Source organism: Kitasatospora sp. MAP12-44, assembly GCF_029892095.1.
In the GTDB taxonomy this organism is placed as follows: Bacteria; Actinomycetota; Actinomycetes; order Streptomycetales; family Streptomycetaceae; genus Kitasatospora.
On the sequence record NZ_JARZAE010000004.1, the window covers coordinates 4314134 to 4338496 of the forward strand.

The following is a 24363-nucleotide window of genomic DNA, read 5'->3' on the forward strand; positions in this document are numbered from 1 at the left end:
CCGATCAGGGCGCAGCGGGGGCGGCATCCCCTTCGGGGTGCCGCCCCCAGCCATGCAACTCGACCCCGCGGGGAGCGAGTTCGGCCGCAGCGGCGCCGTTGTGCGCCCCTGATCCGCCCGGCGCACAAACCCCGGCGCTCGCAACCGGACAGCTCGGGCCCCGGCTCGCCGCGCGACCGGCCCGCAGGGCGCGCACGCTGGTCAAAGAGGTCCACGTCGACCAATCTCGTTCAGCGGCCCGATCAGACCTGACCAGGCACTACGCCCAGAACGGTGAATGTGCAACAAGAATGGGTAAATCCCTGACGGACCTGGAGAATTCGTGCTTCTCTGCTGCTGAAACTCCAGCCGGAATCCTTCCTTCCACGGTCGGCCGCGTCCTGGACCGCACAGCCTCGAACAGTCTCGCCTTCGGCCGAGTCGGACGCTGCACGGCGGGCGCGTACGGAGCTGAAATGCGGAGCCCAGCATGCTCACCACACTGCAGACCTCCTATACCGACACCCGCGCCGGTGACCTGGCCTGGTGTCTCGGCGGCGGACCGCTGCCCGCGCTCGCGGTGCGCGACCTGCCCCTGTCGGGCGACGGCCGTCCGACCGACGGCAGACCGGCGGGCACCCTGCAACTGCGCCTGCTGGGCGCCTCGCACCAGGTGGTGATCGCGGCCGGACCGGGCGACTGCCTGGAGACGGTGGCCTGCATGCCGGGCCGCCGCAACCCGCTGCCGGCCCGGGTCGCCGAGCAAGTCGCGGGCTGGGAGTACGAGTTCGCCGCCCGGATCGAGACCCTGCCGCCGCATGTGTTCGCCGCCCGGGCGCAGGAGATCCTGGCCCTGGTGGACGGGCACCCGCGCGGTCTGGCCGGGGTCTTCCCCGGGGATCCGAGCGCCTTCACCGCGCTGGTGGCGCACGGGAGCGCGGAGCGGGTGCTCTGGCGCACCTGGCACGCCTATCCGCAGGAGGGCCGACTGGTCTGCACCCGCTCCGCCCTGGTGGTGCGCAGCGCGGCCGAACCGGCGCCCGACCCCGAGGCGCGTTGCGCGATGGCCCGCCCGACCGCCCCGTGAACCCGTTCGCCGCCCCGTGAGCCCTGTCCACCGGCCCGCCGACTCGAACAGCGTGACGATCCGTCAACTCGACCCGGAAAGCTATCCTTCGAACGAGTGGGACTACTCGCGGCGATTCTCGCCTAGCGTTTCTGCGTGATCAACCAGCCGGCGGGCCCACCCCCGCAGCCGGGCCTTGACCGCGACGGTTCCGCGCCGGACCCCGGCCGGGGGCGCCCGCTCCCGCCGGGGTCGGAACGGGCCGTCCGCCGCAGGGCGCCTACCCGCGGGCAGAGCCGGACCCGCCTCACCACCGACCCCGGCGCCGAGGCCCTGCCCGGCCCGGTCCGGTGGCCGCGCACCCGCGCCCGCCTGCGACTGCGCGCCCCGGCCCGGGTTCGCCCGAACGGACGCAGCCGAATGGGCGAACGGCCCCGGCCCGACGGACTCGAACACCCCGGCAGCCGGCACCGGCCCATCGCCCGAACCCAACCGGGCGAGCCGGACCGCCCGGCCGCGCTGCCCGGCCGCCCGAGCCTGGCCCGGCTGCTGGTCCTGCTCGCCGCGTTCGTCTGCGCGGCCTGCGGCCTGGTGTACGAGCTGGAGCTGGTCGCCCTCGGCGGCTACCTGCTCGGCGACTCCGTCCGGCAGACCTCGATCGTGCTCTCCGTGATGGTCTTCGCGATGGGCCTCGGCTCCCTGGGGGCCAAGCGCTTCGCGCACCGCCCGGCCACCTCCTTCGCCCTGGTCGAGTGCGCGCTGGCGCTGGTCGGCGGGCTCTCCGCGCTCGCGCTCTACAGCTGCTGGGCCTGGCTGGGCCGCTGCGAGCTGACCATGGTCGCCCTGACCTGTGTGATCGGGATGCTGATCGGCGCCGAGATCCCGCTGCTGATGACGCTGATCCAGCGGATCCGCCAGGAGGACGCCGGCCGGGCCGCGGCCGACCTGTTCGCCGCCGACTACGTCGGCGCGCTGGTCGGCGGGCTGGCCTTCCCGTTCCTGCTGCTGCCCGCGTTCGGGCAGGCCACCGGCGCGCTGCTGACCGGCGCGGTCAACGCGCTGGCCGGCGCCGCAGTGGTGCTCTGGCTCTTCCGGGCCGAGCCGAGCCCGCGCACCCGGCTGCTGCTCTGGGCCGGCTGCGGGGCGGTGCTGGCCACCCTGGCGGTGGCGGCCGCCGCCACCGGCGCGATCGAGCGGGCCGCCCGGCACGCGCTCTACGGCGGCCAGGCGCGCCCGGCCGTGCAGAGCCGCTACGGCGAGATCGTGCTGACCGGCTCGCCGCCCCGGGTCCCCGAGCAGGGCTCGCCCCCGACCGACCCGCTGCGGCTCTACCTGGCCGGCCGGCTCGCGGTCTGCTCCGCCGACGAGTACCGCTACCACGAGGCGCTGGTGCACCCCGCGCTGGCGGGCGGCGCGGACACCCGGGTGCTGCTGCTCGGCGGCGGCGACGGGCTCGCGCTGCGCGAGGTGCTGCGGCACAGCGGCGTGGCGTCGGTGCTGGTGGTGACCCTCGACCCGGCGCTGCCCGAGCTGGCCAGGACCGACCCGGGGCTCGCCGCGCTCGGTGAGCACTCCTTCGCGGACACCCGGGTGCGGGTGGTGACCGCCGACCCGCTGGCGTGGCTGCGCGAGGCCGACCCGGCGCAGTCCTTCGACGCCGTCCTTGCCGACCTGCCCGCGCCCGAACGGGCCGCGCACAGCGAGTACCACTCCACCGAGTTCTACGGGCTGGCCGCCGCGCGGCTCGGCCCGGGCGGACGGCTGGCGGTGCCGACCGGGACGGGCGGCACCGGGCTGTGGACGGCCGAGGCCGGCCTGCGGGCGGCGGGGCTGTCCACCGTGCCGTACCCGGTGGCGGGCAGCGGGCCGGCCTGCGACCCGGCGGGCAGCGGCAGCCTGGCCTCGGTGCTGCTCGCGGCCCGCGGTCCGCAGCCCTCGCTCGGCCTGGCCGCCGACGCACCGGCGCCCCGCTCGCTGACGACCTGGCAGCTGACCGCCTCGGCGGACCTGCTGGCCGCCACCCGGCCGGAGACCCTTCCCCCGCCCAGCACGCTGCTGAGCCCGCGCTGAACGCGCGCGGAACTCGTCGACGCGTCAACCTGGCGCCGTGCCCTCCCACCGTGCGGGTGGGTCGGTAGGCTCACAGGTATGGAGCATGAGGTTGTCGTCCCGCTGCCGGTCGCGCTCGTCCACAGCGCCCTGCAGGATCCCGCGCTGCTCGCACGGTGCGTGCCCGGTCTGAGCACCGACGCGGCCGAGCCCACCGACGGTCGCGCCGTGCGGCGCGCCAGCGGCCCGGGCACCCCCGAGGAGATCAACGGCCGGCTGCGGGTGCGGATCGGCGGTTCCACGATCACCTACCGCGGCGTGGTCTCGCTGATCCGCAGCGGCGCGGCGGGCGTGCTGACCGCCTTCGCCGAGGGTCAGGAGGCCCGCGGCGACGGTGAGGTGCTGGCGGCCCTGCGGATCAGCGTCGAGCAGGACGGCGAGGAGCGCACCGTGCTGCGCTTCCGCGGCGACCTCACGCCGGGCGGCCGGCTCACCGAGTTCGACGAGGCCGCGCTGGCCCTGGCCGGCCGGCGCCTGCTGGACCGCTTCGGCGCCTCGCTGGCCACCGAGGGCGGCGACACCCCCGAGGCCGAGCCGAGCGCGCCGATCGAGCTCAAGCCGAAGGCCGCGGCGGACGAGGAGACCGAGGGCGACGAGCTGCCCGACGACCTCTTCGCCGACGACCTCTCCGACCTGATCGCCTTCTCCGACTCCGAGGGCTTCGGCCTCGCCGCCGAGCCCGAGAACCCGGACGACCTGGCCGCCGCCGCTGCTGCCGGCCGCGGCGCGGAGAGCATGGACGCCCCGTACGGCTACCAGCCGTTCGGCAACGACCCGCTCTCGCCGGACGACGTGCTGGCCGGCCCGGTCCGCCGCAGCATCGTCGGCCGCTCGGCCGAGGAGGTGGACCACGCCCCGCCGCGCGGCCGCTACGCCCCGGCCCTGCCCGCCCGCAGCGCCCGCGCCCGGGCCGCCAGCCGCTGGTCCGGCGAGCACGGTGGCGGCGCGCCGGTGGCCGCCCGGGTGCACAACCGCGCGGCGGTGCCCTGGGTGATCGGCGGCAGTGTGGCCCTGCTCGGCGGAGCGGTCGTGCTGGCCCGCGCGCTGCGCAAGCGCTGAGGCCGCAGCAGGCCACCGGACCCGCCGGGCCCGGGCACGGCCTAGACTGACCACTCATGAGCAACGACCGTGACGCCCTGCTGGCGCAGATCAAGAACAAGGCCGTGGTGCACGGCAAGGTCACCCTCTCCTCCGGGCTGGAGGCTGACTACTACGTCGACCTGCGCCGCATCACCCTGGACGCCCAGGCGGCGCCGCTGGTCGGCCGGGTCCTGCTGGACACCACCGCGGACCTGGACTACGACGCCGTCGGCGGTCTCACCCTGGGCGCCGACCCGGTGGCCGCCGCGATGCTGCACGCCGCCGCCGCCCGCGGCCGCGAGCTGGACGCGTTCGTGGTCCGCAAGACCGGCAAGGCGCACGGCCTGCAGCGCCGGATCGAGGGCCCGGACGTCAAGGGCCGCCGGGTGCTGGCCGTCGAGGACACCTCCACCACCGGCGGCTCGGTGCTGACCGCCGTCGAGGCGCTGCGCGAGGCGGGCGCCGAGGTGGTCGGCGTCGCGGTGATCGTCGAGCGCGGTGCCGCTCCGGCCATCGAGGCCGCCGGCCTGCCGTACTACACCGTCTTCACCGCGCAGGACCTCGACCTCGCCTGAGACCGACGGTCCAAGCCGCTCGGTCGCACGTTCGGCACAACGGCCGGGGTGGTGCGCTGTTTCACGTGAAACAGCGCACCACCCCGGCCGTTCGCCGTTCCCGGCCTCGCGGACGCCCCGTCAGCGGGGCCATTCCGCCGGGATAAAACCCCCATAGTGTGACAATCTCGCCCTCATGACAGCCACAGTTCCTTCCTTCGACGACACCGAGGACTTCGCGGACGCCGATCGCGGGTTCATCGACCGTCTCGACCCGGCCGTGATCACCGCCGCCGACGGCCGTGTGGTCTGGGACAACGACGCCTACGCGTTCCTGGCCGAGGAGTGCCCCGCAACCGCCGACCCCAGCCTCTGGCGGCAGGGCCGACTCGCCGCCCGGCAGGGCCTCTACCAGGTCACCGAGGGCATCTACCAGGTGCGCGGCCTGGACCTGTCCAATATGACGCTGGTCGAGGGCGACCGCGGGGTGATCGTCATCGACCCGCTGATCTCCGCCGAGACGGCCGCCGCCGCCCTCGCGCTCTACCGGCGCAACCGCGGCGACCGTCCGGTCACCGGGCTGATCTACACCCACTCGCACGGCGACCACTTCGGCGGCGCCCGCGGCGTGCTGCCGCACGGCCATGAACCCGTCCCGGTGATCGCCCCGCGCGGCTTCCTGGAGCACGCGGTCAGCGAGAACGTCTACGCGGGCACCGCGATGACCCGCCGGGCGGTCTACATGTACGGCACCGCGCTGCCCAAGGAGCCGACCGGGCAGATCGGCTGCGGCCTGGGGATGGACACCTCGACCGGCACCATCACCCTGATCGCGCCGACGGTGGACATCACCCGCACCGGCCAGCTGGAGACCGTGGACGGCGTACGGATCGTCTTCCAGCTCACCCCGGGCACCGAGGCGCCCGCCGAGATGAACTTCCACTTCCCCGACCGCCGGGCCCTGTGCCTGGCCGAGAACGCCACCCACACCCTGCACAACGTGCTGACGCTGCGCGGCGCGGTGGTCCGCGACGCCCGGATCTGGGCGCACTACCTGGACGAGGCGCTGACCCTCTTCGGCGCCGACAGCGAGGTCGCCTTCGCCTCGCACCACTGGCCCACCTGGGGGCAGCAGCGGATCGCCGACTACCTGACCGGCCAGCGCGATGTCTACGCCTACCTGCACGACCAGACCCTGCGCCTGCTGAACACCGGCCTGACCGGCGCGGAGATCGCCGAGGAGCTGGCCCTGCCGCCCGAGCTGGCACGCACCTGGGCGGTCCGCGGCTACTACGGCTCGCTCAGCCACAACGTCAAGGCGATCTACCAGCGCTACATGGGGTGGTACGACGGCAACCCGGCGCACCTGTGGGAGCACCCGCCGGTCGAGCTGGCCAAGCGCCACACCGACGCGCTGGGCGGCGTGGACGCCGCGGTGGCCAAGGGGATGGAGTACGCGGCGGCCGGCGACCCCCGGTTCGCGGCGACCCTGCTGAACCACGCGGTCTTCGCCCAGCCCGACCACCAGAAGGCCCGGCTCGCGCTGGCCGAGGTCTACGACTCGCTCGGGCAAGGCGCCGAGAACGGCACCTGGCGCAACTGCTACCTGACCGCCGCGATGGAGCTGCGCGGCGACCCGGCCACCGTCGACCTGGAGCTGGCCGACCCCGAGATGTCGATGGCACTCACCGTGGGCCAGCTGATCGACTCGCTGGCGATCCGGGTCAACGGCCCGCGCGCCTGGGGCAGCAGGCTCACCATCGACTGGCTGGTCGCCGAGGAGCGGCGCGGCTGGCGGCTGACGCTCTCCAACGGCGCGCTCACCCAGCGCAGCGCGGCGCTGGGCAAGTCGCTCGGACCGGGCCCGGCGGACCTCACGCTCAAGGCCGGCAAGGCCGAGCTGCTCGGCCTGCTGGCCGGCTCCGGCCTGGAGGGCATCGAGCACAGCGGCGACCCGGCGGCGCTGGAGCGGCTGTTCGCCCTGCTGGACAGCCCGTCCCCGGACTTCCCGATCGTCACGCCATAGAGCCCCGCCAGACATGGGTAGGCCCCCGCCACCAGCGGTGGCAGGGGCCGAGTGCGTACGGGGTCAGCCGCGGCGGTGGCGGGGACCGGCCTGCACCGCGGCCTCGCCGTCCGCCTCGCCCGCGAAGGCGACGCCGGCCTTGCGCTTCTTGCGCTCGCGCAGCACCTCGATCAGGATCGGCGAGACCGAGATCAGGATGATCAGCGCCATCGCCGGGATCAGGTACTTGTCGATCACCGGGGCCATCGAGTCGCCGAAGAAGTAGCCGATGCAGAGCATCGTCTCGGTCCAGGCCAGGCCGCCGACCAGGTTCCAGACGAAGAACTTGCGGGCCGGCATCTCCAGCGTCCCGGCCACCGGGTTGAGGAAGGTCCGCACGATCGGGATGAAGCGGGCCATCACCACGGCCTTCTCCGGCCCGAACTTCTCGAAGTACTCCTCGGCCTTCAGCACGTACTCGCGCTTGAAGATCTTGGAGTCGGGCCGGTCGAAGAGCTTCTTGCCGGCCTTGGCCCCGATCAGGTGGCCCAGCTGCGCGCCGGCCACCGCACAGAGCGGCGCCGCGATCAGCAGGACGGCGATCGGCATCTGCACGCCGGGGCCGAAGGCCTTGGCCGCCGCACTGGAGGCAGCCACGCCGGCCAGGATCAGCAGCGAGTCGCCGGGGAGGAAGAAGCCGATCAGCAAGCCGGTCTCGGCGAAGATGATCGCCAGCAGTCCGATCGTCCCGACCGAGGCGACCAACGACTTGGCATCCAGGAGGTTGACCGCGAGTTCGGTGGAGTTAGTCACCGGCGCAGAATAGCGCGGACAGGTGTCCCGCAGCCTTCGGACCCGACGCGGGTCTTATGTGCGCATCCTCCCTTTCGTCCTCTCCTGCGCACCCTTCTGTCCCGACTGGCGGGCGGGGAGGTGAAGCCGGAGCACGAGTCTGGAAAGATGGCACAGGCGTCCGGGCCGCGGTCGCACCTCACCCGCCCCCACACCCTCGAGGGGCGGGAAACCGCGCCGGCCGGGGCGTCGTCGCACCCTGGTACAACCGCACCGCCGCGAACAGTACCGAGGACGTACACCGACGTACGCGCGCCAGACAGGCCGACCGTACGCCGCACACCGACAGGAGCGGATTCGCATGCCCATCGCAACTCCCGAGGTCTACACCGAGATGCTGGACCGGGCCAAGGCGGGCAAGTTCGCCTACCCGGCCATCAACGTCACCTCGACGCAGACGCTGCACGCGGCGCTGCGCGGCTTCGCCGAGGCCGAGAGCGACGGCATCATCCAGATCTCCACCGGCGGTGCCGAGTTCCTGGGCGGCCAGCACAACAAGGACATGGTGACCGGCGCCGTCGCGCTCGCCGAGTTCGCGCACATCGTGGCCGTCAAGTACGACATCACGGTCGCCCTGCACACCGACCACTGCCCCAAGGACAAGCTGGACGGCTACGTCCGCCCGCTGCTCGCGATCTCCGCCGAGCGCGTCGCCAAGGGCCAGAACCCGCTCTTCCAGTCGCACATGTGGGACGGCTCGGCCGAGACGCTGGCCGACAACCTGGCCATCGGCCAGGAGCTGCTGGCCCAGGCCGCCGCCGCCAAGATCATCCTTGAGGTGGAGATCACCCCGACCGGTGGCGAGGAGGACGGCGTCTCGCACGAGATCAACGACTCGCTGTACACCACCGTCAACGACGTGGTCCGCACCGCCGAGGCGCTGGGCCTGGGCGAGAAGGGCCGCTACCTGCTGGCCGCCTCGTTCGGCAATGTGCACGGCGTCTACAAGCCGGGCAACGTCGTCCTGAAGCCGGAGCTGCTGCGCGAGCTGCAGGACGCGATCGGCGCGCAGTACGGCAAGAAGGACCCGTTCGACTTCGTCTTCCACGGCGGCTCGGGCTCGTCCGCCGAGGAGATCGCCACCGCGCTGGAGAACGGCGTCGTGAAGATGAACCTCGACACCGACACCCAGTACGCCTTCACCCGACCCGTCGCGGACCACATGTTCCGCAACTACGACGGTGTCCTGAAGGTCGACGGCGAGGTCGGCAAGAAGAACACCTACGACCCGCGCACCTGGGGCAAGCTCGCCGAGGCGGGCATGGCCGCCCGCGTCGTCGAGGCGACCAAGAGCCTGCGCTCGGCCGGCACCCGGCTGAAGTAGTCCCGCCGCGCGAGAGCCCCGGTCCGGCAACCGCCCGGCCGGGGCTCTCGCGCTCGCATATCGTTCGGGTACGGGCAAAATCTTCCCCTAGTCCCGGTATGAACTTCGCCAGACCCTCGCGCCTCAGCGCCGTTCTCTCATCGACGCGGCCAAGGCTGCTACGTATGGCTACCAGTACGCTACTCAGCGCCCCCGAGCTGCCATCCGTCCCCCAGTCCGCCCGCAGAGCACCGTGGCGGTCCCCCGCAGGACAGCCGGCGTACGCCAGGCCCGTCCTGCTCGGCATCGCGGCGCTCGCGGGGGTCCTGTACTTCTGGGGGATCGGACAGAGCACCTACCACGTCTTCTATGCCGACGGCGTGCGCAGCATGACCGAGAGCTGGAAGGCCTTCGTCTTCGGCTCCTACGATCCGGCCAGCACCATCACGCTCGACAAACTGCCCGGCTTCCTGTGGCCGCAGGCGCTCAGTGCCCGGCTGCTGGGGTTCCACCCGTGGGCGCTGACGCTGCCGCAGGCGGTGGAGGGCGTGCTCTCGGTGCTGGTGCTCTTCCGTGCCGTTCGGCGCTGGGCGGGGGCCGAGGCCGCGCTGCTGGCGGCCGGCGCCTTCGCCCTGACGCCGGTGGTGGCGGGGCTGTTCCGCACCGCCGTCGAGGATCCGGCGTTCACCCTGCTGCTGCTGCTCGCGGCCGACGCGGCGCAGCGGGCCGCCCGGCGCGGGCGGCTGCGGTCGCTGCTGCTCGCCGGGGTCTGGGTCGGGCTGGCCTTCCAGACCAAGATGCTGGAGGCCTGGGCGGTGCTGCCGGTGTTCGGCGCGGTCTACCTGATCGCGGCGCCGGTCCGGCTGCGGCGGCGGCTCGGGCACCTGGCGCTGGCCGGCCTGGTGACGCTGGCCGTCTCGGCGTCCTGGGTCGGTCTGATGACCCTGACGCCCGCGGGCGACCGGCCGTACATCGACGGGACCACCGACAACTCGGCCTACAGCATGGTCGTCGGCTACAACTTCCTGAACCGGTTCTCGGCGGTCGGCCTCAACGCGGGCCAGACCGGCAGCGTGGTCGCCAGCCGCACCGGCGGCGGCCCGGGCGGCCACCAGGGCGCCGGCCCGGCGCAGGGGCAGCCGCAGGGCCAGAACCACGCAGGCGGCAGCGGCAGCGGCGGGCCGATGGGCGGCGACGGCGGCTGGACGAAGATGTTCAGCTCCCAGTTCGCCCCGCAGACCGGCTGGCTCTACCCGCTGGCGGCGATCTCGCTCTGCTGCGCGCTGCTCTGGCGACGGCGTGCCCCGCGCACCGACCCGCTGCGCGCGGGCTATCTGCTGTGGGGCGGCTGGCTGGCTGTCTTCTTCGTGGTCTTCAGCGCGGGCAGCGTCGGCGGCCACAGCTACTACATGGGCGTGATCGCCGTCCCGCTGGCCGCGCTGAGCGGCGCGGGGATCGTGCTGCTCCGGCAGGCCTACCTGGACGGCGGGCGGCGGGCCTGGGCGCTGCCGGCCGCCGTGGTCGGCACGGTGGCCTGGAGTGCCTACCTGGCCCAGCGGTTCCCCGCCTTCCTGCCCTGGCTGGCACCGACCGCGCTCGGCACGGGCGGGCTCGCGCTGCTGCTGCTCGGCGCCGCGAAGACCGAGCGGTTCGGCGGGGGCGGCGTACGCGGGCTGCGGATCGCCGCCGCCGGGCTGGTCGCCGCGGTCGCCGCGGTGCTGGTCGGCCCGGCGGCCTGGGCCGCCTCGGTGCTCGACCCCGCGTACGGCAACTCGGGGATGGGCACGGTGGGTCCGCAGGCGCAGCACGGCTTCGGACGCCCGCAGCCGAGCGGCGCGGCCCAGCCGGGTGACGCCGCCTGGGCGGCCGCCCTCCAGGGCCACTCGACCCTGAGCGCAGCCCAGCGGGCCCTGCTCGGCTATGTCCGGGCGCACGACGAGGGCGCGCGCTACCTCTTCGCCACCACCACCTGGACGGCCTCCTCGCCGTACATCCTGGCGACCGGCGCGGAGGTGCTCCCGATCGGCGGCTTCACCGGACAGGCGCCGGCCCCGACCCTGGACCGGCTCCGCTCGCTGGTGGCCGGCGGGCAGTTGCACTACGTGCTGATCGCCCCGGGCCTCGGCGAGCGGCTGACCGGCGCCAAGGGCGGCGGTCAGCCGCCGGCCGAGACCGGGCCGACCGAGGCGATCACCTCCTGGGTCCGCGCCGACTGCACCCCCGTACCGCCCGCCGAGTACACCGGGCCCGCGGAACCGGAGCGGGACCAGACGCTGTACCGCTGCGCACCGTGAACGCGGGCTGCCGGACAGGGGCTGCCGGCCCCCTTGAGCGGACTGGCAGACTGGGGAGCATGACTGAACGGAAGAACTTGCTTTCGGGCCCGGCCCCGACGCTGCTCCAGGAAGAGTCCGAGCCGTACCGGCGGCTGGCCGAGGAGTCCGCGTCGCCAAACCAGCTCGCGGCGGACTACCCGTGGTTCTCGCTCGCCTGGGCGATGCTCGCCGACGACGCCTTCACCGAGGGCCGGGTCGTCGAGTCCTACGCCTACGCGCGCACCGGCTACCACCGCGGCCTGGACTCGCTGCGCCGGGCCGGCTGGAAGGGCCACGGCCCGATCCCGTGGGAGCACCGCGCCAACCGCGGCTTCCTGCGCTGCCTGGCCGGCCTGGCCCGGGCCGCCGACGCCATCAAGGAGACCGAAGAGGCCACCCGCTGCTGGGAGTTCCTCAAGGACAGCAGCCCCGAGGCGTACGCCGAACTCAAGCAGTAACCGGTCCTGAGACCGCCCGAGCGGCCGCCCCACCGAACCCGGTGGGGCGGCCGCTGTGCGTGCGGGGTGACGAACGGTCAGCCCAGCACCGGCAGGTGCGCCGCGAGGTCACTGCGCTCGCCGCTGGCGGTCACCAGCGCGTCGTCCACCGCCGAGGCCCAGTCCAGGCGGCCGGTGGCCAGCCGGATCCAGTTCAGCGGGTCGGTCTCGACCACGTTCGGCGGGGTGCCGCGGGTGTGCCGCGGGCCGGCCACCGCCTGCACCACGGCATACGGCGGGATACGCAACTCCACGGATCCGCCCGGCACTTGGTCGGCGAAGGCATCCGCGAGCAGTCGGCAGACCGAGGCCAGCGCGAAGCGGTCGTGCGGGAAGTCGGGATACCCCAGCGCCGCCGCCAGGTCGTCCGCGTGCACCACCGTCTCCACCAGCCGGGTGACCAGCAGGTCGGCCAGCGTCATCGAGCCCAGTCGGATCTCCAACCGGCGCTGCTCGTCAGTGACTTCGGGGCCCGCCAGGAGGGCGAGCAGCGCGTCGGCGGCCGCGTCGAACTCCGCCGCCACCTCGGCCGGGCTCCCCGCGAAGGCGCCGGCCGCGTGCTCCCGGGCCCAGGCGTCCAGCTGCTCGGCCAGCGCGCCCACCCCGGCCGCCCAGGCGGTCAGGGACAGCGCCGCGCGCCCCTCCAGTGGCTGGTCGATGTGCCGTGGCACCCAGGCGAGTTGCAGGGCCAGATGGGCCAGCAGCTCGCGCACCCGCCAACCGCCCAACCGGGTCGGCTCAGCGAGCAGCCGCGGTGCCTCGGGGTCCGCACAGAGCCGCCGTACGGCGGCGCGCAGCGCCTCGGTCTGCGCGGCCAGCGCGGCGCGCACCTTGACCGGGTCGTAGCTGCGGGCACGGCGGGCACTGGTCCCACGGGAAGTCGCCATGGGCCCACGCTACGCCGAAGGGCGGCCCACCCCGGAATCCGGAGCGGACCGCCCTTCGCAGCCGTGCTTCCTACGCGAGCAGCGCCTCGATCACGCCGGTGTGCGCGTCCTTCAGCTCGGCCAGCGAGACGGTGAACTGGCCCTGGACCTCCAGGACATCACCGTCCACCACGCCGATCCGGGTGGCCGGCAGGCCCCGAGCACCGCACATGTCGTTGAACCGGAGCTCCTCGCTGCGCGGGATCGCGACGACCGCGCGACCCGCCGACTCGGAGAACAGGAACACAAACGGGTCGAGGTCGGCGGGCACGATGATCCGCGCGCCGTTGCCGCCCTTGAGGCAGCTCTCCACCAGCGCCTGGGCCAGGCCGCCGTCCGAGAGGTCGTGCGCCGCGTCGATCATGCCGTCGCGCGAGGCGGCGATCAGGATGTCGGCGAGCAGCCGCTCGCGCTCCAGGTCGACCTTGGGCGGCAGGCCGCCCAGGTGGCCGTGGGCGACCTGCGACCAGGCGGAGCCGCCCAGTTCGTCGGCGGTGTCGCCGAGCAGGTAGAGGTGCTGGCCCTCCTCGGCGAAGCCGATCGGGGTACGCCGGGTCACGTCGTCGATGACGCCGAGCACCGCGACCACCGGGGTCGGGTGGATGGCGACGTCGCCGGTCTGGTTGTAGAGCGAGACGTTGCCGCCGGTCACCGGGGTGCCCAGGATCTGGCAGGCGTCGGCCAGGCCGCGGGTGGCCTCGGCGAACTGCCACATCACGTCCGGGTCCTCGGGGGAGCCGAAGTTGAGGCAGTCGGAGACCGCGAGCGGCTTGGCGCCGCCCGCCGCGACGTTGCGGTACGCCTCGGACAGCGCCAACTGCGCACCGGCGTACGGGTCCAGCTTGGCGAACCGGCCGTTGCCGTCGGTCGCCACCGAGACGCCGAGGTTGGTCTCCTCGTCGATCCGGACCATGCCGGAGTCCTCGGGGGTGGCCAGCACGGTGTTGCCGATCACGTACCGGTCGTACTGGTCGGTGATCCAGGACTTGGAGGCCTGGTTCGGCGAACCGGCCACCGCCAGCAGGGTCGCCTTCAGCTCCTCGCCGGTGACCGGGCGCTTGAGCCGCTCGGCGGTCGGCGCGTCGGCCTGCAGGGCGTCCTGCCAGGACGGCCGGGCGTACGGGCGCTGGTAGACCGGGCCGTCGTGCGCGACGGTGCGCGGCGGAACGTCCACGACCTGCTCGCCGTGCCAGAAGATCTCCAGGCGCTCGCCGTCGGTCACCTCACCGATCACGGTGGCGATGACGTCCCACTTCTCGCAGATCTCCAGGAAGCGCTCGACCTTGCCGGGCTCGACGATCGCGCACATGCGCTCCTGCGACTCGCTCATGAGGATCTCCTCAGGCGAGAGCGAGGAGTCGCGCAGCGGCACGGTGTCCAGCTCGACCCGCATGCCGCCGGAGCCGGCCGAGGCCAACTCCGAGGTGGCGCAGGAGAGTCCGGCGCCGCCGAGGTCCTGGATGCCGAGCACGAGCTTCTCGGAGAAGATCTCCAGAGTGCACTCGATGAGCAGCTTCTCCTGGAACGGGTCGCCGACCTGGACGGCCGGGCGCTTGGCCGGGCCGGTCGCGTCGAAGGTCTCCGAGGCCAGCACGGAGACGCCGCCGATGCCGTCGCCACCCGTCCGGGCGCCGTACAGGATGACCTTGTTGCCGGCGCCGCTGGCCTGCGCGAGGTGGATGTCCTCGTGCTTCATCACGCCCACGCAGAGGGCGTTGACCAGCGGGTTCCCCTGGTAGCAGGAGTCGAAGACGACCTCGCCGCCGATGTTCGGCAGGCCCAGGCAGTTGCCGTAGCCGCCGATGCCCGCGACGATCCCGGGCAGCACCCGGCGGGTGTCGGGGTGGTCGGCCGCACCGAAGCGCAGCGGGTCCATCACCGCGACCGGACGGGCGCCCATCGCCAGGATGTCGCGGACGATGCCGCCGATCCCGGTGGCCGCGCCCTGGTAGGGCTCGATGTACGACGGGTGGTTGTGCGACTCCACCTTGAAGGTGACCGCGTAGCCCTGGCCGACGTCCACCACACCGGCGTTCTCGCCGATGCCCACCAGCATGGCGTCATTGGCCGGAGCCTTCTCGCCGAACTGCTTGAGGTGCACCTTGGAGCTCTTGTAGGAGCAGTGCTCCGACCACATGACGGAGTACATCGCCAGCTCGGCGCCGGTGGGGCGGCGGCCGAGGATCTCCTTGATCCGGGCGTACTCGTCTGCCTTCAGGCCGAGTTCGGACCACGGCTGCTCGGCATCCGGGGTCTGCTCGGCGTTCTTGACGGTGTCCAGCGACATCAGGCGCTCACCAACTGCTTCAGTACGGACGTGAAGAAGCCCAGGCCCTCGGTGGTCGGGCCGGTCAACGGCTCGATCGCGTGCTCCGGGTGCGGCATCAGACCGACGACATTGCCGGCCGCGTTGCTGATGCCGGCGATGTCCCGGTAGGAGCCATTGGGGTTGACGTCAAGGTAGCGGGCGACAATGCGGCCCTCCGCCTCCAACGCGTCCAACACGTGCTCGTCGGCGACGAATCGGCCTTCGCCGTTCTTCAGCGGGACGACGATTTCCTGGCCCTGGGTGTAATCCGTGGTCCAGGCGGTCGACACGTTCTCGATCCGCAGCTTCTGGTCGCGGCAGATGAAGTGCAGCGAGTCGTTGCGGGTGAGCGCGCCCGGCAGCAGGTGCGATTCGCAGAGCACCTGGAAGCCGTTGCAGATACCGAGGACCGGCATTCCCAGCTTGGCCTGCTCGATGATGGCGTCCATCACCGGCGAGAAGCGGGAGATCGCTCCGCAGCGCAGATAGTCGCCGTAACTGAATCCGCCCGGCAGGACGACGGCGTCGACCTGATGGAGATCCTTGTCACGGTGCCAGAGGGCGACCGGCTCGGCGCCGGCCAACCTGACCGCGCGCTGGGCGTCGCGGTCGTCGAGCGATCCCGGAAAAGTGACGACGCCGACGCGGGTGGTCACTGAGACTCCTCCACCCGAACGGTGAAGTCCTCGATCACGGTGTTGGCGAGGAAGGTCTCGGCGGCTTCGCGGATCCTGGCGAGCGCGGCGTCGTCGACCGGGCCCTCCAGTTCCAGCTCGAAACGCTTGCCCTGGCGGACATCGGCGATCCCGTCGAATCCCAGACGAGGTAGTGCGCGCTGCACCGCCTGCCCCTGGGGGTCGAGGATCTCCGGCTTGAGCATGACGTCGACTACGACGCGTGCCACTGGCACTCCCGATGGTGTGGTGCGTGAAGGCGGGGGACCTTCAGACTACCGGGGTTGCGGGGCCGATTCACTGCCCGGGGAGCGCAACGCGCGTAGATGCGCGCCCCTTACGCCCCAAGGGTTCCGGGCTCCCGGGCGCCCGTTTTCTCCCCCTTTAATGAATCTCTCATCTGGCCGCCGATCCGCACTTCCGGAGTGCCCGAATACCGGCACACCGGACAGATCGACCACGGATACCCCCTATCGGTGCGACAGCGAAGGAAGGTGAATATCCAGAAAAGAATGCAGTTCCCATCGATTTCCACTCGCCGCGGGTGCAGAATAGGGCCACCGGTGGTGGCAGGAGCTGCGAAACCGGCAGGCCTCCGGTCTGCCCGTATACCCTTGCGCGACCGGCGCACAAGGGCCCCCGGGGCACACCGCGCCCGGCGGCCGAATTGCCGAGAGGATTGACACCCATGGCTCAGCGTGTAGTTGTCACGCTCTCCGACGACCTGGACGGCGGCGCTGCCGCGGAAACCGTCCACTTCGGCGTCGACGGGAAGTCGTACGAGATCGACCTGTCCCTGGACAACGCGGAAAGGCTGCGGGAGGCGCTTGCCCCCTTCGTCGCGGCCGGCCGCCGCCAGAGCCGCACCGGAAAGTCCTTCCGCCGCACCGCGCTCGCGCCCGACCCGGCCGCCGTGCGCGCCTGGGCCCAGTCGCGCGGCATGGAACTGCCGGCCCGCGGCCGCATCCCCAAGCACGTCTACGAGGCCTTCGCCGAGGCGAACTGACGCGATCACCCACAGGTCGCCCACAGGTCGCCCGCAGGTCACCCGCTTCGGCCGGTGACCTGCGGCGCCGCCCTTCCACCGCCGTCGTGCGGACGGCCACGGAAGGGCGGCGCAACCAGTCCCGGCGATGGGGTAGAGTAATTCTCGTCGCCGCAACCGGGGGAACCGGGAGCAGCGACTGGTACCTTCCAAGGCACCATGCGGACGTGGCTCAGTTGGTAGAGCATCACCTTGCCAAGGTGAGGGTCGCGAGTTCGAATCTCGTCGTCCGCTCGCAGCATCCGTTAAGGTTGCAGAGCACAGCAGTACCTGGCAGAACAAGTGAAGATCATGCGGACGTGGCTCAGTTGGTAGAGCATCACCTTGCCAAGGTGAGGGTCGCGAGTTCGAATCTCGTCGTCCGCTCCACAGTCGAAAAGGGTCTCCTTCGGGAGGCCCTTTTCGCATTCCCCGCGCTTCTCCCGTATCCCCCCGTATCCCGCACGTCCCCTGCCGGTCTCCTTTGCCGGTCCTGCGCGCGCAAAGGCCTGCACGGGCAACGGGCAAAGGAGACCGGACTGCGGGCTAGACCCAGTCGATGCCGGTGAGCCGCTCGTAGGCCTCGACGTACTTGGCCCGGCTGCGCTCGATGATGGCCTGCGGCAGCGCCGGCGGCGGCAGCTCGCCCCGGGGGTCCCAGCCGGACTCCGGCGAGGCCAGCCAGTCCCGGATGAACTGCTTGTCGAAGGACGGCTGCGCGACACCCGGCTGCCACTGGTCGGCCGGCCAGAACCGCGAGGAGTCCGGCGTCAGCACCTCGTCGCCGATCACCAGCTCGCCGTCCAGCAGACCGAACTCGAACTTGGTGTCGGCCAGGATGATGCCCTGCTCGCGGGCGATGTCCCGGGCCAGGGTGTAGACGTCCAGCGTGGTCCGGCGCAGCAGGGCGGCGTGCTCGGCGCCGATCCGGCGGGCGGTCTCCTCGTACGCGACGTTCTCGTCGTGGTCGCCGACCTCGGCCTTGAGCGCCGGGGTGTAGATCGGGGCGGGCAGCTCGGAGCCGTTGACCAGGCCCTCGGGCAGCGCGATGCCGCAGACCGTCCGGCTCTCCTGGTACTCCAGCAGGCCGGAGCCGGCGAGGTAGCCGCGGGCCACGCACTCCACCGGGAACATCTCCAGCGACCGGCAGACCAGGGTGCGGCCGGCCCAGTCGGCGGGCGCGCCGGCCGGGACCTCGGTGGAGATCACGTGGTTGGGCACCAGGCCGGAGATCCGGTCGAACCACCAGAGCGAGAGCTGGGTGAGGATCCGGCCCTTGTCGGGGATGTCGGTGGGCAGCACCCAGTCGAAGGCCGAGGTGCGGTCGCTGGCCACCATGACCAGCCGGCCCGCCGCGTCCTGGTAGAGGTCGCGGACCTTTCCGGTGTGCAGGTGGGTCAGGCCGGGCACCTGGACCGGTTCGGGCTTGGTGACAAATCCGCTCAAGGTCGTCTCAGTCCTCACGAGTGGGGGTCGCTGTGCTGGAGCCCGAGTCTTTCATGCGCCCCCTGCCGTGCAGGTCAGCCGCCCTTGCCGAGCTGATCGAGCAGGTTGGCGGTGGCGCGCTGGATCCGCTCGTCGGTGTGGCCGGGCCGGTCCAGCGCGGGGGACCAGGCGAAGGTGCCGGAGGCGAAGACGTACGCGCCGCTGGGCGCGCGGTAGAGCGAGGTCTCCTGGTGGCGCACCCGGCCCTGCTCGTCCCGGTAGGGGGAGTGCGCCAGCAGGATCCGCTCGGTGTGCACGGGCAGCGCCACCTTGGGGAAGTAGCGGTCCGCCTCCCCGGCGACCAGGTTCTCCACCCGGCCGCCGTCCCGCAGTCCGGTGCCGGCCCAGAGCCAGTGCGACGCGTTGGCCACCGTCAGCGGGGCCGGCTCGGCGACCCGGCCGGCGTACTGGATGCCCAGCAGGTGCTGCTCCGGCTCGCCCGCGTCCCGCCAGAGCGCGCCGGCCGCGCCGGGCAGCCCGGTCGCCGGGGTGCCGGCCGGGACGCGCTGGCGCTTGCGGCAGTTGAGCAGCCGGCCCGGCACGCCCGAGGGGCCGGCCGTCAGGTCGACCCGCCAGTACATGGTGTTCGCGGAGAGGAAGACCAGCGACGTCCCGCCGTCGCGGGCCCGCTCGACGGTCCGGCGCATCGGCTCGGACCAGTACTCGTCGTGACCGGGGAAGATCAGCGCGCGGTGGCGGCCCGGCACGACCAGGCCCGCGTGCAGGTCGGAGGCGGTCGCGTAGGCGAGGTCGTAGCCGTACCGCTCGGCCCAGCGGATGAAGTCGTAGGCGTGGCCGACGTGCAGCGGCAGCCCGGCGCCGGCGTGCGGGCGGTCGAAGGAGACCGTGACGGCGGCCTCCTCCTCGCCCAGCAGCCCGCCGTGCTCGTCCCAGGCGTGGTAGAGACTGGCGCCGGTGCGGCCGTCCTCCGGGAAGAGGTTGTAGGCCTGCCAGGTGACGTCGGGCAGGATCAGCAGCAGCTCGGCGGCGGAGTCGGCGGTGAGCGGGTCGCGGACGGTGAACGGGATGTGGCTGCGGTGGCGCTGGTCCGCCGTGGTGAGCACCGCGACATACGCGCCGGGGCGCCAGTGCGCGGGGATCTGCAAGCGCCAGGAGTGCCACCAGTGATGGCAGCTGACGGTGCGGCCGACCACCAGCGGCGCGGGCTGCTGCAGGCCGGCGATCCGCGGACTCGCCGTCATGTGCTGGGCCCCGGCGCCCGCGTAGTGGCCGATCCGGTAGACGTCGACGATGAACTCGCGTGGCGGGTGCACGGTGACCCGGAAGTCGACCGAGCCGCCGGGATGGATCACCCCGGCCGAGGCGAAGCCCTTGATCTGCTGCTGCACGTCGTCGGAGTTGCGCGGGGTGCCGGGCAGTTGGGGCACCGCCGAGGGCAGCGGACGCTGCCCGGGGGCGTCGGCGCTGACGTACCAGGGGATGGCGCTCCCGGTGCCGGCCAGATAGTGGTCCGGGCTGCGCAGCCAGGGCAACGGCCCCTGTCCGAACGGGTCCGAGACGCCGTGCGCAAGCGTCCCGGACTCCCATCTGCGGCCCGACTCCTGGTCCACGCGCCCTCCCACGGTGCACCCCGGCCAACGGCATGTGCCACTGGCTATTGCGTGCGGTCTAGCACACCACAGAGTCCTGGCACTGCGTCACCTTACGGTAGCAACAAGTGGTAACGGTTCTCGCAGCCTGCGGTTCTCGCCGCCTGACGGCTGGTCAGCCCAGTCGTACGGGCTTCTCGGCGCGGATACCGGCGGCCTCCAGCCAGGCCCGCAGCGGGGCCGCCCGGCCGAACTCGGCCGCCTCGACGACCGGTCCGGCCAGGTCGCCGCGGCGGACCCCGCCGAGCAGCAGCACCGGTCCGTCCAGCCAGTCGAGACCGGGGCGGGCGCCTGCGCTGTCGACGGCCGCGCAGCAGACCAGCGCCGTCACGCAGTCGGCCAGCAGCTCCCGGCCGCCGCGCTCGGACTCCCCCGGCACGGCCGCCGGGGGCGCCGCCGCCAGTATCCGGGCGAGCTCGTCGACGCCGCCGCGGTCCAGCCGGTCCAGCAGCTGGGCCAGCGTCGGCGCCGATGCGCCCGCCGGGCCGCGGGAACCCCGGCTCGCCGCCCGGCCCGGACCGGTGCGGGCCGCGAGCTCGTCCAGCGCGTCCTGCAGGGCGGCCGCCTGCAGCCGCCAGCCGCGGTCGACCACCTGCTCGGGGTAGTCCGCCCAGTCCAGATCGGCCCGGCCGCCGGGCACCGGGCCGTGGAAGAGCTCGGCGGCCAGCAGCGACACCGCCGCGTCCACCCCGCCCGGCTCCTCCAGCAGGTCGCAGGCGGGGCGGTCGCCGAGTCGGCTCTCGTAGCCCTCGGCCAGCCGGTCGCGGCGGGCCAGCTCGGTCAGTGCGGCGACCACCCCGGCGTTCAGCTGGGCCGGGCAGCGCCCCAGCCGCCAGGCGGGCCTGGCCACCCGGGTGAGCAGCCGGTCCCAGCCCGCGTAGGCCAGGCCGACCTGGCCCTGCGCGGCGATCCGCAGGCCGTAGTCGACCGCCTTGGCCTGCTCGGAGGCGGCCGCCGCGACCGCCCGCTCCAACTCGGCGATGTGCTCCCGGCAGGCCCTGAGCAGCCGCGCGGTGATCCTGTCGAGCAGCCGGGCGAACGGCGTGCGCCGACCCGAGCCGAGCGCGGCGTCCAGCCCCCGGACGAACCGCCGGGCCGCCGCGATCTCCGGGTCGGCGGCCGCCGCGGTACCCGCCACCACCGGCGCCAGCAGCGCCCGCAGCTCGCCGGCCCGCATCCACCAGAGGAACGGCGAGCCGATCACCAGCACCGGCGCCGGCAGCACCAGCGCCTGCGTGCGCACCGGGCGGACGGCGCCCAGCAGGGTGCTCGGCGCCGAGTGGGTCTCCTCCAGCCAGCTGTCGCAGTCCGGCGTCAGCGCGATCGCGGACGGTACGGGCACCGCGAGGCGGTCGGCGAGTTCGTGGATCAACCGGTAGAGCTCCGGGGCCTCGCGCTGGCGGACCGGCACCGCCGGCGTCTGCGGTGGGACGGCCCGGGCGTGCCGGCGCACGGCGGCCAGCGCGATCAGCGCGACGAGCAGCGCCAGCGCGCAGACCACCCAGCGGACGAGGTCCCAGGCGGCGGCGTCCGGCGAACCGGGCGCACCGATCCGGCCGGTCACCCGCCCGGCAAGCAGCACCACGGCCAGCGCGGCCGGCAGCACCGCCGCGGCACGGGCCAGACCGCGGATCCGCAGCACTGCGTGGGCACGGGCGCGTGCGGGATCAAGAGTGGCCATCCGGCGCTGCACCCCCTTCGGAGTCGGACTTCGGAGTCGGACCTATCGGATCCAAGTGATCGGTTCAGGGCCGAAAGGCGTCGACAACCGATCGCCGCCCGACAACCCGCGCAGTCCTTACGCCAGTTCTGACGCACGTGGACGAGTGGGTGTTCCAGATCGCCCCGGTTTCCACTCGTCCCGGTGACTGCGCGCGCATTTCGGACCCCGGGCCCCGGCACACGTGCGTGCCGTCCGCCCGCTGTTTCTTGCAGCTTCCCCCCACGCGGGCCCGAGCACCCGGCGGCGATCGCGTCCACACCACCTGGGTCACCACCCGCGGCACCGCGATTCAGCGCACCCTACGGCCGGGGACGCCACCGCGTCAGCCCGATGCCCCCGCATTCACCCGAAGGACTGGAATCCGGCCGCCGATCAGGACGGCGGCCCGCCGCCGACCACCGCCGGGAACGCGCAGGGGCGCTGCGTCCGGTGGGATGACCGGTCGCAGCGCCCCTGGGCGCTCGCTCGACGAATGCCTACTGCCCGGCCGCCGCCTTCAGCGCGATGTCGGTGCGGTGCTGCGAACCGTCCAGGCGGATCTCGGCGACACCCGCGTAGGCCCGCTCGCGGGCCTGCGCCAGGTCGGCGCCGGTGCCGGTGACCGACAGCACCCGGCCGCCGGCGCTGAGCACCCGGCCGTCCTCGTCGGCCCGGGTGCCGGCGTGCAGCACGAAGACCGTGCCGTCCGCGGCCTCCGCCTTCTCCAGGCCCTCGATCGGGTCCCCGGAGCGCGGCGCGACCGGGTAGCCCTCGGCCGCCACCACCACGGTGACGGCGGCGCCGGCGTCCCAGCGCAGCGGCTCCAAGGTGTCCAGCGTGCCGTCGGCGGCGGCCAGCAGCACGCCCGCCAGCGGGGTGCGCAGCCGGGCCAGCACCACCTGGGTCTCCGGGTCGCCGAAGCGCGCGTTGAACTCGATCACCCGGGTGCCGCGCGAGGTGAGCGCCAGACCCGCGTAGAGCAGGCCCGAGAAGGTGCTGCCGCGTCGGCGCAGCTCGTCCACGGTCGGCTGCAGGACGCTCCGCAGCACCTCGTCCACCAGGCCCGCGGGCGCCCACGGCAGCGGCGAGTACGCGCCCATGCCACCGGTGTTGGGGCCCTCGTCGCCGTCCAGCGCGCGCTTGAAGTCCTGGGCCGGCTGCAGCGGGACGACGGTGGTGCCGTCGGTGATCGCGAAGAGCGAGACCTCGGGGCCGTCCAGGTACTCCTCGATCACCACCCGGTCGCAGGACGCGGCGTGCGCGAGCGCGGCGGCGCGGTCGGAGGTGACCACCACGCCCTTGCCGGCCGCCAGGCCATCGTCCTTGACCACGTAGGGCGCGCCGAAGGCGTCCAGCGCCTCGGCGGCCTCCTCGGGGGTGGTGCAGACATAGGAGAGCGCGGTCGGCACGCCGGCCGCGGCCATCACGTCCTTGGCGAAGGCCTTGGAGCCCTCCAACCGGGCGGCCTCGGCCGACGGGCCGAAGACCGGGATGCCGGCCGCGCGCAGCGGATCGGCGACCCCCGCGACCAGCGGGGCCTCCGGGCCGACCACGACCAGGTCGGCGGCCAGCCGCCGGGCCAGCGCGGTGACCTGCGCGCCGTCCAGCTGGTCGACCGGGTGGACCGTCGCCACCTGCGCGATCCCGGCGTTACCGGGGGCGCAGTGCAGTTCGGTGACGGCGGGATCTTGGGACAGAGAGCGGCACAGGGCGTGTTCGCGGGCGCCGCCGCCGATGACGAGGACCTTCACGCTTGGAAGGGTAGTCGGTGGCGCGATCCGGCCGGTCCACGGGGCTGTCCGAAGCTCCAGTCCAGAGCCTGAAAACCGCTCCGGTCTTCGTAGTTTCCGCTGATCCGAGGATCGGGTCAGCGGCACGGCACGCTGGCGACTCGCTCGGGAGGGTGAAATCCCGCCGACTTCCGCAACCCCCTCACCATGGGTTCCGCACGCCATTTCGGGTGACGATCATTGGGGAAGCGACCACACGCTCAGCCATTTGGCGGTAAGAAGTGCTGTTGGATAGCCAGCAGCAGTGCCCGCAGCAGGCCCGTCAAGGGAGCCCCACAGGTGAGCCAGCCCGAAATGCAGCCCGAGGAGAGTCCCTGGGGCAAGGACGTCGGCGAGGAGGACCCGTCCGCCACGACGGCCGCCGTCGGCCGGGAGCGTGCCGCCACCCGCCGCCGCGCCGACCTGAGTGCCCGCCAGTTCCCACTCGGGGACTGGGGGGAGCCCGCCGAGCGGTTGGAGGAGCTCTACCGCTGGTCGGAGGAGCGTGCCGTCGAGGCGATCGACTGGTACCGGCGCGACCGGATCTGGAAGCGCCGACTCGCTCGCCTGCTGCGCTTCGGCGCGGTCGGCTTCGGGGTGGCCGGGGTCGCCCTGCCGCTGGTCTCGCTGACCGGCGCCGTGCAGCACGCCGAGGGCTGGGGGTACGTCTGCCTGGCGCTGGCGGCCGGATGCCTGGCCACCGACCGGGCGTTCGGCCTCAGCTCGGGCTGGATGCGCGACGTCAGCACCGCCCAGGCACTGCAGCGCCGACTGGAGGCGTTCCAGTTCGACTGGGCCTCGGAGTGCGTGCGCGAGGTGCTCGGCCCCACCGAGGGCACCGCCGGTGAGGCCGCCGAGCGCTGCCTGGGCGTGCTGCGCCGGTTCTGCGAGGACGTGTCGGACATGGTCCGCAGCGAGACCTCGGAGTGGATGCTGGAGTTCCGGGCCCGGATGACCCAGCTGCCCACCCAGGCTCCCGGGACATGGGGCGGGCGCAACGAGGGCGGCTCGGGCGCTCAGGTGCGCGTGCTGCCGCCACCCGGCACCCGGCCCACCATGCCACGCCAGCGGCCGCCGGAGGGCCCGCTGCGCTGAGCGGGCGCGG

19 protein-coding genes and 2 tRNA genes are annotated in these 24363 nt (G+C 73.1%); 12 read left to right on the plus strand and 9 right to left on the minus strand.

Annotated features, from left to right (window positions below):
• Nucleotides 1-469 precede the first annotated feature (469 nt).
• From P3T34_RS20080 to P3T34_RS20100, 5 genes are all read left to right on the plus strand, one after another.
• Nucleotides 470-1066: a DUF2617 family protein gene (locus tag P3T34_RS20080; RefSeq protein ID WP_280667411.1), complete on the plus strand. Its 597-nt coding sequence runs from the start codon at nt 470-472 to the stop codon at nt 1064-1066.
• Between the two features lie 135 nt (nt 1067-1201).
• A complete protein-coding gene (locus P3T34_RS20085) occupies nt 1202-3115 on the plus strand; it encodes a polyamine aminopropyltransferase (RefSeq protein WP_280667412.1) in 1914 nt (637 codons plus the stop codon).
• Nucleotides 3116-3193: 78 nt separating this feature from the next.
• Entirely contained in the window at nt 3194-4213 is a 1020-nt protein-coding gene (locus P3T34_RS20090; protein WP_280667413.1) for a hypothetical protein, read from the plus strand.
• A gap of 56 nt (nt 4214-4269) precedes the next feature.
• Nucleotides 4270-4809: an orotate phosphoribosyltransferase gene (gene pyrE, locus P3T34_RS20095; protein ID WP_280667414.1), complete on the plus strand. Its 540-nt coding sequence runs from the start codon at nt 4270-4272 to the stop codon at nt 4807-4809.
• A gap of 175 nt (nt 4810-4984) precedes the next feature.
• Entirely contained in the window at nt 4985-6814 is a 1830-nt protein-coding gene (locus P3T34_RS20100; RefSeq protein WP_280667415.1) for an alkyl sulfatase dimerization domain-containing protein, read from the plus strand.
• A 63-nt stretch (nt 6815-6877) separates the two neighbouring features.
• Here P3T34_RS20100 and P3T34_RS20105 read toward each other — a convergent pair whose 3' ends face one another.
• Nucleotides 6878-7606, minus strand: coding sequence for a VTT domain-containing protein (locus tag P3T34_RS20105; protein WP_280667416.1), 729 nt, complete (start codon nt 7604-7606; stop codon nt 6878-6880).
• 334 nt (nt 7607-7940) lie between these two features.
• Between P3T34_RS20105 and fbaA the strand changes: the two genes are divergently transcribed.
• From fbaA to P3T34_RS20120, 3 genes are all read left to right on the plus strand, one after another.
• On the plus strand, nt 7941-8969 hold the full coding sequence (gene fbaA / locus P3T34_RS20110; RefSeq protein WP_280672243.1) for a class II fructose-bisphosphate aldolase: 1029 nt from the start codon (nt 7941-7943) through the stop codon (nt 8967-8969).
• A gap of 164 nt (nt 8970-9133) precedes the next feature.
• On the plus strand, nt 9134-11242 hold the full coding sequence (locus tag P3T34_RS20115; protein ID WP_280667417.1) for a glycosyltransferase family 39 protein: 2109 nt from the start codon (nt 9134-9136) through the stop codon (nt 11240-11242).
• A 59-nt stretch (nt 11243-11301) separates the two neighbouring features.
• Nucleotides 11302-11721, plus strand: coding sequence for a DUF3151 domain-containing protein (locus tag P3T34_RS20120; protein ID WP_280667418.1), 420 nt, complete (start codon nt 11302-11304; stop codon nt 11719-11721).
• 77 nt (nt 11722-11798) lie between these two features.
• Here the strand turns inward: P3T34_RS20120 and P3T34_RS20125 are convergent, their stop codons facing one another.
• The 4 genes from P3T34_RS20125 to purS all read right to left on the minus strand — a co-directional run bounded on the left by P3T34_RS20125 (nt 11799) and on the right by purS (nt 15904).
• Nucleotides 11799-12647 (minus strand): sterol carrier family protein, encoded by an 849-nt coding sequence (locus P3T34_RS20125; protein WP_280667419.1) that lies wholly within the window; start codon nt 12645-12647, stop codon nt 11799-11801.
• Nucleotides 12648-12717: 70 nt separating this feature from the next.
• Nucleotides 12718-14973 carry a phosphoribosylformylglycinamidine synthase subunit PurL gene (purL, locus tag P3T34_RS20130; protein WP_280667420.1) on the minus strand — a complete coding sequence of 752 codons (2256 nt, stop codon included), beginning with the start codon at nt 14971-14973 and terminating at the stop codon, nt 12718-12720.
• Entirely contained in the window at nt 14973-15650 is a 678-nt protein-coding gene (gene purQ / locus P3T34_RS20135) for a phosphoribosylformylglycinamidine synthase subunit PurQ (RefSeq protein ID WP_280667421.1), read from the minus strand. The genes purL and purQ overlap by 1 nt, the downstream gene beginning before the upstream one ends.
• Nucleotides 15647-15904, minus strand: coding sequence for a phosphoribosylformylglycinamidine synthase subunit PurS (gene purS, locus P3T34_RS20140; protein ID WP_083974979.1), 258 nt, complete (start codon nt 15902-15904; stop codon nt 15647-15649). The genes purQ and purS overlap by 4 nt, the downstream gene beginning before the upstream one ends.
• A 452-nt stretch (nt 15905-16356) precedes the next feature.
• Between purS and P3T34_RS20145 the strand changes: the two genes are divergently transcribed.
• The 3 genes from P3T34_RS20145 (at nt 16357) to P3T34_RS20155 (ending at nt 17082) form a co-directional block, all read left to right on the plus strand.
• Entirely contained in the window at nt 16357-16674 is a 318-nt protein-coding gene (locus P3T34_RS20145; protein WP_280667422.1) for an Lsr2 family protein, read from the plus strand.
• 200 nt (nt 16675-16874) lie between these two features.
• Nucleotides 16875-16947 (plus strand) — tRNA-Gly (locus P3T34_RS20150).
• A 59-nt stretch (nt 16948-17006) separates the two neighbouring features.
• A tRNA-Gly gene (locus tag P3T34_RS20155) sits at nt 17007-17082 on the plus strand.
• A gap of 156 nt (nt 17083-17238) precedes the next feature.
• On the opposite strand, the gene P3T34_RS20160 is transcribed toward P3T34_RS20155, so the two are convergent.
• The 4 genes from P3T34_RS20160 to purD form a co-directional block, all read right to left on the minus strand.
• Nucleotides 17239-18138 carry a phosphoribosylaminoimidazolesuccinocarboxamide synthase gene (locus P3T34_RS20160; protein ID WP_280667423.1) on the minus strand — a complete coding sequence of 300 codons (900 nt, stop codon included), beginning with the start codon at nt 18136-18138 and terminating at the stop codon, nt 17239-17241.
• 74 nt (nt 18139-18212) lie between these two features.
• Nucleotides 18213-19748, minus strand: coding sequence for a N,N-dimethylformamidase beta subunit family domain-containing protein (locus P3T34_RS20165; RefSeq protein WP_280667424.1), 1536 nt, complete (start codon nt 19746-19748; stop codon nt 18213-18215).
• 154 nt (nt 19749-19902) lie between these two features.
• Nucleotides 19903-21468 carry a hypothetical protein gene (locus P3T34_RS20170; RefSeq protein WP_280667425.1) on the minus strand — a complete coding sequence of 522 codons (1566 nt, stop codon included), beginning with the start codon at nt 21466-21468 and terminating at the stop codon, nt 19903-19905.
• Between the two features lie 518 nt (nt 21469-21986).
• A complete protein-coding gene (gene purD, locus P3T34_RS20175; RefSeq protein ID WP_280667426.1) occupies nt 21987-23240 on the minus strand; it encodes a phosphoribosylamine--glycine ligase in 1254 nt (417 codons plus the stop codon).
• A gap of 333 nt (nt 23241-23573) precedes the next feature.
• On the opposite strand from purD, the gene P3T34_RS20180 reads away from it, so the two are divergent.
• Nucleotides 23574-24353: an SLATT domain-containing protein gene (locus P3T34_RS20180; RefSeq protein WP_280672245.1), complete on the plus strand. Its 780-nt coding sequence runs from the start codon at nt 23574-23576 to the stop codon at nt 24351-24353.
• Nucleotides 24354-24363: the final 10 nt, after the last annotated feature.

Bases quoted from the DNA above. Each gene is read 5' to 3' on its own strand.
- P3T34_RS20080 (WP_280667411.1), top strand. From the start codon at position 470: ATGCTCACCACACTGCAGACCTCCTATACCGACACCCGCGCCGGTGAC.
- P3T34_RS20090 (WP_280667413.1), top strand. From the start codon at position 3,194: ATGGAGCATGAGGTTGTCGTCCCGCTGCCGGTCGCGCTCGTCCACAGC.
- pyrE (WP_280667414.1), top strand. From the start codon at position 4,270: ATGAGCAACGACCGTGACGCCCTGCTGGCGCAGATCAAGAACAAGGCC.
- P3T34_RS20100 (WP_280667415.1), top strand. From the start codon at position 4,985: ATGACAGCCACAGTTCCTTCCTTCGACGACACCGAGGACTTCGCGGAC.
- P3T34_RS20115 (WP_280667417.1), top strand. From the start codon at position 9,134: ATGGCTACCAGTACGCTACTCAGCGCCCCCGAGCTGCCATCCGTCCCC.
- P3T34_RS20120 (WP_280667418.1), top strand. From the start codon at position 11,302: ATGACTGAACGGAAGAACTTGCTTTCGGGCCCGGCCCCGACGCTGCTC.
- P3T34_RS20125 (WP_280667419.1), bottom strand. From the start codon at position 12,647: ATGGCGACTTCCCGTGGGACCAGTGCCCGCCGTGCCCGCAGCTACGAC.
- purL (WP_280667420.1), bottom strand. From the start codon at position 14,973: ATGTCGCTGGACACCGTCAAGAACGCCGAGCAGACCCCGGATGCCGAG.
- P3T34_RS20145 (WP_280667422.1), top strand. From the start codon at position 16,357: ATGGCTCAGCGTGTAGTTGTCACGCTCTCCGACGACCTGGACGGCGGC.
- P3T34_RS20170 (WP_280667425.1), bottom strand. From the start codon at position 21,468: ATGGCCACTCTTGATCCCGCACGCGCCCGTGCCCACGCAGTGCTGCGG.
- P3T34_RS20180 (WP_280672245.1), top strand. From the start codon at position 23,574: ATGCAGCCCGAGGAGAGTCCCTGGGGCAAGGACGTCGGCGAGGAGGAC.